This is a genomic window from Phyllobacterium sp. (assembly GCF_037994425.1).
Taxonomy (GTDB): Bacteria; Pseudomonadota; Alphaproteobacteria; order Rhizobiales; family Rhizobiaceae; genus Phyllobacterium.
Genome location: NZ_JBBNAM010000006.1, coordinates 1 through 12,055, shown reverse-complemented (window position 1 = coordinate 12,055; position 12,055 = coordinate 1). Strand labels below are relative to the sequence as shown.

Sequence of the window (12,055 nt, the reverse complement as noted above, 5' to 3'; positions counted from 1 at the left end):
TCGCGGATCAGCTTCTTTGCTATCTTGCCATAGGCGGATTTTGGCATCTCCGGCCAAAAGACAAACCGTTTGGGTAGCTTGTAGCGCGCCATCTTGCCGTCGATCCATGCAAGGATCGCGTCGGCGTCGGGGCTCGCTCCCGCGCGCGCCACGCAGACGGCAAGGCCGACCTCGCCCCATACCGGGTCCGGTATGCCAAGCACAGCAACCTCACTGATGTCGGGATGCGTGAGAATCTTCTCCTCGATTTCGCGCGGATATATATTCGAACCCCCTGAAATATACATATCCGACGCGCGGCCCGTGATGAACAGGTAACCTGCCGCATCCATATGGCCGAGGTCGCCGGTGCGAAACCAGCCATTGCGAAAAGCTTTCGCATTGGCTTGCGGATTGTCATGATAACCGGCGAATACCGCAGGACCGATGACGCAGATCTCCCCGGTCATTCCCGGCTTCAATTCGTTGCCATCCCCATCTTGAACCGAAATCTGCATCCCCGTTCGCGCGTAGCCACAGCTACCGGGACGCGTATCGTCCGCCTCTTTGGCATGATGTTCCCCGGCGGGCAGGACGGTGATGTTGCCGGTGACCTCACCAAGCCCGAAATACTGGACGATGACCGGGCCCAATACATTCAGCGCATGAACCTGATCCGTGCGATACATCGGTGCACCGGCGTAAATGACGTAGCGCAGGGATGAATGGTCCCGTTCCTTAGCCGACGGATGCTCGGTGAGTAGCTTGAGAATGGTCGGCACGGTGAACATGTTGCTGATGCGCCAAGCTTCCACGAGGCGCCAGGCCTCGGCAACATCCAGCTTTTCACTGGGCAGAAGCACGGTCTTCGAGCCGCGCGCAACCTGGGTCAACTGATGAATGCCCGCCCCATGCGAGAGAGGAGCAACAACGAGCGATCCATCCAGATGTGTCGTGCCTGGCATCAGGTCACAAAGGTGGTTTGTCACGACGAAGGCCATTTGGCCGTGCGTGAGCACGGCGGCCTTCGGCCGCCCGGTCGTTCCAGAGGTGAAAAAGAACCAGCACGGATCGTCATGTTCCACAGCGGCCACGTCCGCCCTCCTGCCCTCGAAGCGGCTTACGACGGCATCGTAGTCTTCGCCAAAAGCAGCATTTCCGATGGCCATCACGAAGGCGAGGTTGGGGCTCGCAGCGCGGCAAGCGGCTGCGTGTTCGGGAAAGACATGCCCGCAGATCATGCCCTTGGCGCCGCTTGCCTGCGCAAGATAGGCGACCTCGTCGGGTGTCTGGCGAAAGTTGGTTGGAACCCAGACGGCACCGACTTGAAAACAGGCGAACATCGATTCCAGCATTTGATTGCAATTTTGCGACTGGACGATGATGCGATCGCCTTTCGCGACGCCGAATTCGGCCTTGAGCGCGGCGGCCATGGCATTGACGCGGCGGTGCAGCGTCTTCCACGTAAATGTTTGATCGCGCCAGACGAGGGCGATCTCGTCCGGGAGGCGCGCTGCCGTTTGCGCCAGAAAACCCGATAGGTTCATGACCCGTTTTGATATGCGCTCCATGATTTTCCCCGAAAAACTACGTCTTTGTTCGAAGCGACGGCCGTTGTGTGGACGGCCGTCTTGGCCCGTCATAGGCTGGCTGCAGATGCGCAAGCCGCGATTCGATCTTCCATGCCTCACGGCGCATCAGTGCTGCAAGTTCCAACTGGCGGTCAGGCTGCATGCGACTGTCGATGGCGGCAATGCTCAGCGCTCCGGCAGGTTTGCCATCCGGATGGCGTATGGCGAGACCGACGCCCCAGGAGTTTGGCAATATGCGCCCCGGGTTCAAGGAAAACCCGCGTTCGCGCGTGGTTGCGATATCAGCCCGGATTTGAGAAGGAACAAGTTGCGGATATTCGCTGAGGAGTTCCGGTTCGTTGGCGCAAAGAGCAACGTCGATTTCATCGTCGTCGAGTGCAGCAAGAAGGGCGAGCGAACCGGCGCCGACGCCGAGCGGGTGGCGATAACCGGCCTGCAGGGCGTGGGTTCGGATGGGATAGGTGCCCTCCTCGCGGTGGAGACAGACCGCATGATAATCGCGCTGGATCGAAATGAAGCTCGTATCCTGCGTCTTGGCAGAAAGGAGGCTGAGACTGTCACGCGCGATTTGCAGAAGGCCAAATCGGCGCGTTGCAAGCGTACCAAGCACATAGGCTTGCTGACCGAGAAAATAGCGGCGTGATGCAACGTCCTGTTCCAGCAGTCCGGAACGGATGAGGGCCAAGAGCAGGCGCCGGACCGTCGGCTTGTTGAGGCCGCTCTGCGCGACAATCTCGGCGAGTGCCCCGCCCTCGTCGCCAAAATAGCTGACGAGGCTGAGCAGACCGAGTGCCCGGTCAACGCTCTGGGAGCCGTTCAACCTCGGTGCGGATACGCCCCTTTGTTCCATGTGCTGTATTTTCTTCGATCCATATTGTGGATCAGTCTAGCAGTTGAAATCCTGATAGGCAAAATTGAAGTGATCACATGCACAAATCTTCGAGGAAAAATTCCCTTGAGACGTCCGGCACATTCTATAATGTGGACCGATGACTGTATTTAGAAGAACGATGCTGGAATCCGATTGGTTGGAGGCGCGTTTATTGTTCGCGGTCACGGTCGGTGTCTGAGCGGCGGTTGCGCCAGCCCGGCCCAGCACCTCTCAAACGGTTCGAGAGCGTGGTTGGGACCGGGCGGAAGCTGGATTTTACCCTCGAACCCGGCCTGACCCTCAACGAGGCTGTGGCCGGCCCCCTATCAAAGGCAGGCATGAAGGCGGCTTCACTGGTCCTTGAAGGTGGCAGCTTCTTGCCGTTTCAATATTTGATGCCTGCGCTTTCAACCGACGGGCACCACGCGGCGTGGTACAGCGAACCGCGTGCGCCAAGCGGCGAGACACGGCTCGAGAACGGCAATGTGACTTTTGGTGAACGCGATGGCGCCCCCTTCGTTCACTGCCACGCGACCTTCATCGAGCGTGACGGCAAGCGGCATGCGGGCCATGTGCTGCCGCTTCAAACGACGGTCGGCCGGCCGATCCGCGCGAGCGCCTGGTGTACAAAGGACGTGCGTATGGTTGCGGTGCCCGATGCCGAGACCGGATTCACCCTGTTTCGCCCGATCGCGTCCGAACTGAACGGAAACATGGACGGGCCCCGCGTTGTGATCGCGCGTGTTCGGCCGAACACTGACATTATCGAGACGCTGGAAGCTATCTTAATGACCCACGGCCTTGCCGAGGCGCGGTTGCGCGGAGGCATCGGCAGCCTGATCGGTGCACGTTATGTCGATGGTTCATCGGTGGGTGATGCTGCAACGGAAGTTTTCGTCACCAACGGCTTCGTGTCGACGCGGTCAAACTCGACAAGTCTCGAGATTGTCATGGTCGACACAAAAGGCGCGATCACGCGTGGACAGCTCCTGCGTGGCGAAAACCCCGTGTGCATCACCTTCGAACTTTTCCTTGAAGAGGCATGACTGCCCCGCAGCTGCGCTCAATCATTGCTTTCGCCAGGATAGCTCAGCGTCTGCAGGTCTTTTGCATCGCGGCCGGAGATCCGTCCTAAGACGGCCCGTGCAAGCTCACGGCCAGCCTGACGCACATCCTCGTTGAAGACGATGATCTGAGGGCGAAACCACTTGAGCACGTCGGTCGACTGCTTGGAGGCAAGATCGACGTCCTCGCCGATCTTCAATCCGGCCGCCTCGATACCGGCAACGATTGCAATTGCGGCGCTGCCGCTGCAACAGACAATGCCGTCGGGGCGGCTGGCGCCTGACATGATTTCGACCATCCGGTCGCGAATACTGGCCAGGGATGTGTCGACGTCGATACCGGAAAAGGACACCGAACCGACGCCTCCCTCGCCTATTGCCCGGGCGAAGCCGCGATCGAGATGCCGGTAATAAGTAACCGAAGGCGAAGGTCCGGCGAGCATGGCGACCTTGCGGCGTCCCCTCTCCCCCAGGCTCTTGACGGCCCGATAGGCGAAAGCCTCGTTGTCGAAGTCGTGAAACGGGTGCTCAATGCCCATTTCCGTGCGGCCGTGGGTGGCGAAGGGAATGCCGTGCTCGGTAAGGTAGCGCACGCGCGCATCGTTGGGTTCGGTGCGCGACATGATGATACCATCCGCCGAACCCGTTTCAACGATGTAGCGGATCGGTTGCATCGGGTCGTTCTCGACCGAGTAGGGTGTCACCGTCAGATGATAGGGCGTCTCCGATAATACTTCGGTAATGCCATAAACCATGTTGGAGGTAAGGCCCATGATCTCCGACTGCGCATTGAGAACGAGGCTGATGACATTGGTCTTGCCGGTCCGCAGGCGCACCCCGGCCCTGTTGGGCCTGTATCCGATCTGCTTTGCGATGAGCTGGACGCGGTTCTTCGTGGCCTGCCCGATCTCCGGGGCATCCTTGAGTGCGCGGGAGACCGTGGTCACGCCGAGTCCGGCCATGAAAGCAATGGTCTTCAGGGTCGGACGCTCGCCGTCTGCAGGCGGTCCGGCATCCTGTCCAGAAATTCGGTCGCTTGTCTTTGCCTTCATTACCGCGCCGGGTCTATTGCAACTAATAGATTTACCTTGCCTGTATCGTTTCAAAATTTGAACAAAATGTACAGAGGGCGTATACATTTTTTACCCCTCGTAGAATGGCGTCTGATCCCGCTCCCCGCGCAAGCGGCATCGATAGGCAAGTATTTCAGGAAAAGAAAATTGAATAAAAACATGATAATAGGTATGCTTGTGTTTCTCGGAAATCCGAAACGCGCAGAAAATGCATGCTTGGGAATTGCATCGGGCGGCAGTTTGAATTAGCCTATCTGTAACGTTTCAGATTTGGGAGGATAGGATGCGTTACTGTTCGATGCTGGCCGCTTTGGCGGCTTCGACTTTGCTCTTTGGTGCAGGCTCGGCGCGAGCCGTGGATGTCGAAGTCACCCATTGGTGGACGTCTGGTGGCGAAGCAGCAGCGGCAAAGGTTCTCGCCCAATCCTATGACAAGCTCGGCGGCGACAAGTGGGTCGATGGCGCTATCGCTGGCAGCGGCACCACGGCGCGTCCGATCATCGTCAGCCGCATCCTCGGCGGCAATCCCATGGGTGCCACCCAGCTCAACACAGGCCGCGACGCCGAGGATCTGGTCAAGGCCGGGCTGATGACCGATCTTACCGAGCTTGCGACCAAGGAAGGCTGGGCCGATTTCATCCGCCCCTCGAAACTTCTCGATTCGTGCAAATATGAGGGCAAGATCTACTGTGTCCCCGTCAACATCCACTCCTGGCAATGGATGTGGATCAATCCGGGCGCATTCAAGCAAGCCGGCGCGCAGGTTCCGACCAACTGGAATGAATTCGTGGCCGCCGCGCCCAAGCTCAAGGAGAAGGGCATTATTCCGCTGGCAACAGGCGATGCGTGGCAGGTCGACGGCATTTTCCGCGTGATGCTCGCAACGCTCGGCGGCAGGGATCTCTACCTCAAGATCATGGACGACAAGGACAAAAACGCGGCGGCAAGTCCTGAGATGAAGGCTGTCTGGCAGGCCTTCGCCAATGCGCGCGACCTTGCTGATCCCGGCTATGTCGGGCGGCAGTGGAATGAAGCGACATCGCTGGTGCTTACCGGCAAGGCAGGCGGCCAGATCATGGGCGACTGGGCGCAGGGCGAATTCGGCGTTGCCGGAAAGGTGGCGGGCACCGACTATGACTGTCTTCCCGGCCTCGGCGTTCACCCGGTCCTCGATACGGGCGGCGATGCCTTCTATTTCCCCAAGAATGCCGATCCGGAGTTGACGCGCGCACAGCTGAAGCTTGCGAGCATGCTCGTGTCCAAGGAGACGCAGGTGGCGTTCAACCTCGCCAAGGGTTCGTTGCCTATCCGCGGCGACATCGACATGGAGGCAGCCAACGCATGCATGCAAAAAGGCATCAAGATTCTCGCCGACGGCAACAATGTGCTTCCATCAATCGAACAGGCTCTTTCATCCGACGCGCAAGGCCAGCTCGAAGATCTGAACACCGAGTTCTTCGCTAACAAGGACATGTCAGTCGACGATGCACAGGCACGTTTCGTCGAAATCATCAGCCAGGCCAAGTGAGCCGCCGCACATGAGCCCCGATAGCGACCGGCCGTAAGGCCGGCGCCTGTCGCAAGGTTGGAGACTTCCCATGGCCGCGACCCGCCCGTTTTCTCCCTTACGCAATTTGAACGCGAAGATCGCCGCGGTGCCGATGATTGCAACAGTGCTCGTCGTCTTCGTCGGCTGCACACTCTGGACGGTGGTCTACTCGTTCACGTCCTCACGATCGCTCCCGACACTGGATTTCGTTGGGCTCGAGCAATACCGGCGTCTGTTCACCACGCCGCGCTGGATCGTATCGCTCCGAAACCTCGCGATTTTCGGCGTCCTGTCCCTCAGCTTTTCCCTCGTATTCGGCTTCATACTCGCGGCGCTGATGGATCAGAAAATCCGCTTCGAGAACACGTTCCGCACGATCTTTCTCTATCCGCATGCCCTGTCGTTCATCGTGACCGGCCTCGTCTGGCAATGGATATTGACGCCCGCCTACGGCGTACAGAAAGTCGTGCGTGACCTCGGCTTCGAAACGTTCAACTTCCCGATTTTGACCGACGGGCGCTTTACTATCTATGCAATTGTAATCGCCGGCCTCTGGCAGGGAACGGGCCTTGTCATGGCGCTGATGCTGGCCGGTCTTCGCAACATTGACGACGAGATCTGGAAGGCAGCGCGGGTCGACGGTATCCCCGCTTGGAGAACCTATTTCTTCATCATAATCCCGATGATGCGGCCCGTTTTTGTAACGACCCTCGTCATCATTGCAGCAACGATCGTCAAGGTCTACGACCTCGTCGTCGCACTCACCAACGGTGGACCCGGCATCGCCTCCGAAGTGCCCGCCAAATATGTCTACGACTTCATGTTTTCGCGCGGCAATCTCGGCCAGGGGCTCGCTGCATCGACGATCATGTTGACGACGGTGCTGATCATCCTCGTTCCGTGGGCGCTTTTTGAGTTCCGGCCAAGGAACCGCAAGGAAGGAGTGGCCAAATGAGCGCGATGAGCCCTGCAGAGCCGCGCGGACGGCGGCCGCGCCGCACGGTATCGCCAGCCGCGATCATGATTTATTCGGTGCTCATCGTCGCGGCGCTCTACTATCTCATTCCGCTTTACGTCATGGTCATGACTTCGCTCAAGGGCATGCCGGAAATCCGCCTCGGCAACATTTTCTCGCCGCCTGTGGAGGTCACGTTCCAGCCCTGGGCCACGGCATGGAGCAGCGCCTGCACCGGCCTTTACTGCGAGGGGATCAAGGTCGGCTTCTTCAATTCGATGAAGATCCTCATACCGAGTGTGATCTTCTCGATCATCATCGCTTCCGTGAACGGCTACGCCCTGTCGAACTGGCGCTTCCGCGGGTCGGAACTCTTCTTCACCGCCCTTATCTTCGGCGCCTTCATTCCCTACCAGGTGATGCTCTATCCACTCGTCATCATCACGCGCGAGCTTGGCATATTCGGCACGCTCACCGGCGTGATCGTCATCCACACGATCTTCGGCATGCCGATCCTGACGCTCCTCTTCCGCAACTATTTCGTTTCGCTGCCGCCAGAACTGTTCAAGGCAGCTCGTGTTGACGGCGCCGGCTTCTGGCGGATTTTCCTCCAGATCATGCTGCCCATGTCGCTGCCGATTTTCGTTGTGGCGGTCATCCTGCAGGTCACCGGCATCTGGAACGACTTTCTCTTCGGCGTGATCTTCGCCGGAACCAAGAATTTCCCGATGACCGTACAGCTCAACAACATCGTCAACTCGACCCAGGGCGTGAAGGAATACAACGTCAACATGGCGGCGACCATTTTAACCGGTGCCGTCCCCCTCCTCGTCTACTTCTTCTCAGGCAAGTATTTCGTCAGAGGCATTGCCGCTGGCGCCGTCAAAGGATGACCCAGGTGCATAGCGTCTCGATCAAAGATCTCTCGCTCAATTTCGGTTCGATCAGCGTCCTTAAGGATCTCAATATCGACGTGGCAGATGGGGAGTTCCTTGTTCTGCTTGGACCTTCGGGCTGCGGCAAGTCCACGCTGCTCAACTGCATTGCCGGTCTCCTCGACATTTCCGAGGGACAAATCTTCATCAAGGGCAAGAATGTCACCTGGGAAGAACCCAAAGACCGCGGCATCGGCATGGTGTTCCAGTCCTATGCCCTCTACCCGCAGATGTCCGTCGAAAAAAACCTCTCCTTCGGCCTTCGGGTTGCCGGTCTTCCAAAAGCAGAAATCGCAAAGCGTATCGCTGCGGCCGCCGAAATCCTGCAGATCGGACCATTAATGCAGAGGAAGCCCGCCGAACTTTCCGGCGGTCAACGGCAACGCGTCGCGATTGGCAGGGCGCTCGTGCGTGACGTAGATGTTTTCCTTTTCGACGAGCCTTTGTCGAACCTCGACGCCAAGCTGCGCTCGGAACTGCGCGTTGAAATCAAAAGACTGCATCAGAAGCTCGCCAATACGATGATCTATGTCACCCACGATCAGATCGAGGCACTGACGCTGGCAGACCGGATCGCCGTGATGAAGGGTGGGCTGATCCAGCAACTCGATGATCCGCTCACAATCTATAACCGGCCGCGCAATTTATTCGTCGCAAGCTTCATCGGCTCCCCAGCCATGAATTTCCTCAAGGGGGAAATCGTCAATGAGAGCGATGGTCCAGCTTTCAGGACCAATGGACTTGACGTCTCGCTCGCGGCCTATGCTGCACAACAGCCCCTCCCCCTTGGCCGCCCCGCAATTTTCGGCTTCCGGCCCGAACATATCAGCATCGGCGATCAGGCCGGTCCGGTGGGACGGTCGTGCCCAGCTACGGTGGATCTCGACGAGCCGATGGGTGCCGATAGCCTCGTCTGGCTCAAGGTTGCGGGAAAACCGATCTCGGTCCGCGTCGACTCGGGCCGCCGCTATCAGCCCGGGGAGAAAGTGTTCCTGACCTTCAATCCCGCTCTCGCTTCGGTCTTCGACGCCGAAAGCGAAATCCGCCTCTAGACCCGTTCAAGCATTGTGGAGACCCGAAGTGAACGATTTTTCCTACCAGCTTTATAGCTCGCGCAATTTCCCGCCCCTCGAAAAGACCCTGGCCATGCTCAAACGCCATGGCTATGCGCAGGTCGAAGGTTTCGGCGCTGTTTATGCAGACCCGAAGGGGATGCGGGCCGCGCTCGACGCCAATGGCCTCACCATGCCGACGGGGCATTTCAGCGTCGACCTTCTCGAAAACGACCCACACAAGGTCCTCGATATTGCGGGAACGCTTGGCATAAAGGCCATCTTCTGTCCGCATCTTGCCGTCGAACAACGGCCCGTGGACAAGGCAGGTTGGCTTGCCTTCGGCGAACGGCTCGAACGGGCCCACGAGACCTACAGCAAGGCCGGCTATGTTTTCGGCTGGCACAACCACGATTTTGAGTTCAAGGCACTTGCCGACGGCTCGCTTCCGCAGCAGGCGATCTTCGATGCTGCGCCCAGCATTGCCTGGGAAGCCGACATCGCATGGATCATTCGTGGAGGCGCCGATCCGCTGCCATGGATCAATGATCATGGCCATCGCATTGTTGCCGTTCATGTCAAGGACATCGCGGCGCCAGGAGAAAATACCAGCGAGGACGGCTGGGCTGATGTCGGCCATGGCACTGTCGACTGGAAGGCCCTTATGGACGCCTTGACGGAAACACCCGCACGTTACTTCATCATGGAGCACGACAACCCGTCGGACGACGAAAGGTTCGCCCGGCGCTCCATCGCCACTGTCACGTCGTTGTGAGGGAAAGCAACATCATGGCCAAGTCACTTGGTATCGGCTTTATCGGTGCCGGCAATATCTCATCGACCTACCTGACGCTTGCGCCCCTCTTCAAGGGCATCGAGGTCCGTGCGGTTGCCGATCTCAACACAGCGGCCTCGCGCCATCGCGCAACCGAGTATGGCATCGATGCGCGCTCGATCGACGCGCTTCTTGCAAGTGACGACATTGACCTTGTCGTCAATCTGACGGTTCCCGATGCACATTTCGACGTGTCGAAACAAATCCTCAGCGCAGGAAAACATCTTTATTCCGAAAAGCCCCTCACGCTTTCGCTGAAGGATGGGCTTGAGCTTCAGAAACTTGCAGAGAAAAAGAAGCTGAAAGCCGGCTGCGCACCTGACACTTTTCTCGGAGGTGCGCACCAGCTCGCACGCAAGCTGGTGGATGACGGTGAGATTGGGACGATCACCTCGGGGACGGCCCATGTGCTCAGCCATGGCATGGAACATTGGCATCCCAATCCCGATTTCTTCTTCCGTCCCGGCGGCGGTCCGATCCTTGATCTCGGGCCGTATTACATCGCCAATCTGATCAACCTGATCGGACCGGTACGGCGCGTCGCCGCGCTAACCTCGGTGGCTTCGCCGACCCGCACCATTTCGAGCCTTCCGCGCAAGGGAGAAGTCATCAACGTGTCTACGCCGACGACGATCCAGGCGCTGCTTGAGTTCGAAAGCGGCGCAACCGTGACCCTGTCGGCGAGTTGGGATGTCTGGGCGCACCATCACCCCAACATGGAGCTTTACGGTACCGATGGTTCAATATTCCTTCCCGACCCCAATTTCTTCGGTGGCGAGGTGAAACTCGCCAAGCCTGGAAAAAAGGTCAAGCCGGTCAAGGCGTGGTCGCACCCCTTTGGCGTTGCCAATCAGAAGCACCAGGCTGGCATGATGGCCAATTATCGGACCGCCGGGCTCGCCGATATGGCCGCAGCGATCATCGATGGCCGCGACATAAGGTGTTCGCTCGAACGGGCGCTCCACGGCGTGGACGTGATGGTTTCGATTCTTCGCTCCGGCGAGGAAAAGAAGTTCATCGATATCAAGACGAGCTGTTCTCGGCCTGAGGCACTCGGCATCAGGGATGCAAGATCGTTGTTGAAAAAGCGGTAGGGCGAAGTGGCCTGCGCATTGCGGTCACGATCGGGCGGTCCTATTGTCGCCGCCCGATGATCAGTGATGGAAATGCCTCGTGACCGCAAACAGTGCCACTACTGCCCGTATCGCCCGCCTCATCGCAGCCGAAATCAATGCGAGGCCCGAGCAGGCGAATGCGGCGATCGCGCTTCTCGACGGCGGTGCCACGGTTCCATTCATCGCCCGCTATCGCAAGGAGGTGACTGGCGGTCTGGACGATACGCAATTGCGCACGCTGGACGAACGTCTGCTCTATTTGCGCGAACTCGATGCGCGTCGCGATACGATCATCGAATCAATCCGCGGTCAGGGCAAGCTGACCGAGGAACTCGAAGGCAAGATTGCGGGCACTGTAACCAAGGCCGAGCTGGAGGATATCTATCTCCCTTATAAGCCGAAGCGGCGGACCCGGGCCGAGATTGCGCGCGAACGGGGGCTCGGCCCTCTGGCGGAGACGATCTTGTCGGATCGACTATCCGTACCGCAGGAACTCGCAAAGAACTTCGTTACCGAAGACGTCCCGGATGTGAAGGCGGCGCTCGAGGGTGCACGCGATATATTGGTCGAAACATTCTCGGAAAATGCCGATCTGGTTGGCCGCCTGCGTAATTACATGCAAGACCGCGCCATATTGCGCGCTAAAGTCGTGGAGGGCAAAGGGGAAGCAGGGGCCAAGTTCGCCGATTACTTCAACCATTTTGAACGCTGGGCGACGGTCCCAAGCCACCGGGCGCTTGCGATGTTGCGCGGCCGCAACGAAGAGTTCCTGTCGCTCGAAATCGAAGTCGATGCAGAGGATACAGCTTCGGTCAAGCCGGTCGAGCGGATGATAGCGAATGCCTATGCGATCTCTGATAGTGGCGGACCGGCCGGCCGCTGGCTGATGGACGTCGTGCGCTGGGCATGGCGCATCCGTTTTTCGCTCAATCTTTCCATCGATCTCATGACGACAATGCGCGAGCGGGCCGAAGAGGAAGCAATTCATGTTTTTGCGCGCAACCTGAAGGATTTGTTGCTGGCAGCTCCCGCGGG

General features: G+C 58.6%; 11 protein-coding genes. 8 read left to right on the top strand and 3 right to left on the bottom strand.

Annotated elements, in window-relative coordinates; all coding sequences use genetic code 11:
- Both AAAB35_RS00145 and AAAB35_RS00140 read right to left on the bottom strand, forming a co-directional pair.
- Positions 1–1,550: acyl-CoA synthetase (locus AAAB35_RS00145; protein WP_340666229.1), on the bottom strand; the 1,550-nt coding region annotated here is incomplete at its 3' end.
- A gap of 16 nt (positions 1,551–1,566) precedes the next feature.
- Positions 1,567–2,421, bottom strand: a complete 855-nt coding sequence (locus AAAB35_RS00140; RefSeq protein ID WP_340666228.1) for an IclR family transcriptional regulator — start codon at positions 2,419–2,421, stop codon at positions 1,567–1,569.
- A 212-nt stretch (positions 2,422–2,633) separates the two neighbouring features.
- Here AAAB35_RS00140 and AAAB35_RS00135 point away from each other — a divergent pair, with 212 nt between their 5' ends.
- Positions 2,634–3,488 carry a DUF296 domain-containing protein gene (locus AAAB35_RS00135; RefSeq protein WP_340666227.1) on the top strand — a complete coding sequence of 285 codons (855 nt, stop codon included), beginning with the start codon at positions 2,634–2,636 and terminating at the stop codon, positions 3,486–3,488.
- Between the two features lie 17 nt (positions 3,489–3,505).
- Here the strand turns inward: AAAB35_RS00135 and AAAB35_RS00130 are convergent, their stop codons facing one another.
- Positions 3,506–4,558 carry a LacI family transcriptional regulator gene (locus AAAB35_RS00130; protein ID WP_340666226.1) on the bottom strand — a complete coding sequence of 351 codons (1,053 nt, stop codon included), beginning with the start codon at positions 4,556–4,558 and terminating at the stop codon, positions 3,506–3,508.
- Between the two features lie 304 nt (positions 4,559–4,862).
- Here AAAB35_RS00130 and AAAB35_RS00125 point away from each other — a divergent pair, with 304 nt between their 5' ends.
- The 7 genes from AAAB35_RS00125 to AAAB35_RS00095 all read left to right on the top strand — a co-directional run.
- Positions 4,863–6,107 (top strand): ABC transporter substrate-binding protein, encoded by a 1,245-nt coding sequence (locus AAAB35_RS00125; protein WP_340666225.1) that lies wholly within the window; start codon positions 4,863–4,865, stop codon positions 6,105–6,107.
- Between the two features lie 70 nt (positions 6,108–6,177).
- Positions 6,178–7,083 (top strand): sugar ABC transporter permease, encoded by a 906-nt coding sequence (locus tag AAAB35_RS00120; RefSeq protein WP_340666224.1) that lies wholly within the window; start codon positions 6,178–6,180, stop codon positions 7,081–7,083.
- Between the two features lie 5 nt (positions 7,084–7,088).
- A complete protein-coding gene (locus AAAB35_RS00115) occupies positions 7,089–7,976 on the top strand; it encodes a carbohydrate ABC transporter permease (RefSeq protein WP_340666230.1) in 888 nt (295 codons plus the stop codon).
- Entirely contained in the window at positions 7,973–9,070 is a 1,098-nt protein-coding gene (locus AAAB35_RS00110) for an ABC transporter ATP-binding protein (RefSeq protein WP_340666223.1), read from the top strand. Before AAAB35_RS00115 ends, AAAB35_RS00110 begins: the two co-directional genes overlap by 4 nt.
- Before the next feature lie 28 nt (positions 9,071–9,098).
- On the top strand, positions 9,099–9,845 hold the full coding sequence (locus AAAB35_RS00105; protein WP_340666222.1) for a sugar phosphate isomerase/epimerase: 747 nt from the start codon (positions 9,099–9,101) through the stop codon (positions 9,843–9,845).
- A gap of 14 nt (positions 9,846–9,859) precedes the next feature.
- Positions 9,860–10,999, top strand: coding sequence for a Gfo/Idh/MocA family oxidoreductase (locus AAAB35_RS00100; protein ID WP_340666221.1), 1,140 nt, complete (start codon positions 9,860–9,862; stop codon positions 10,997–10,999).
- A 79-nt stretch (positions 11,000–11,078) separates the two neighbouring features.
- Positions 11,079–12,055 (top strand): Tex-like N-terminal domain-containing protein (locus tag AAAB35_RS00095; RefSeq protein WP_340666220.1); only part of this gene is annotated, 977 nt, incomplete at its 3' end.

Coding starts and splice junctions, on each gene's coding strand:
- AAAB35_RS00140 (WP_340666228.1), bottom strand. CDS start 2,421: ATGGAACAAAGGGGCGTATCCGCACCGAGGTTGAACGGCTCCCAGAGC.
- AAAB35_RS00130 (WP_340666226.1), bottom strand. CDS start 4,558: ATGAAGGCAAAGACAAGCGACCGAATTTCTGGACAGGATGCCGGACCG.
- AAAB35_RS00125 (WP_340666225.1), top strand. CDS start 4,863: ATGCGTTACTGTTCGATGCTGGCCGCTTTGGCGGCTTCGACTTTGCTC.
- AAAB35_RS00120 (WP_340666224.1), top strand. CDS start 6,178: ATGGCCGCGACCCGCCCGTTTTCTCCCTTACGCAATTTGAACGCGAAG.
- AAAB35_RS00115 (WP_340666230.1), top strand. CDS start 7,089: ATGAGCCCTGCAGAGCCGCGCGGACGGCGGCCGCGCCGCACGGTATCG.
- AAAB35_RS00110 (WP_340666223.1), top strand. CDS start 7,973: ATGACCCAGGTGCATAGCGTCTCGATCAAAGATCTCTCGCTCAATTTC.
- AAAB35_RS00100 (WP_340666221.1), top strand. CDS start 9,860: ATGGCCAAGTCACTTGGTATCGGCTTTATCGGTGCCGGCAATATCTCA.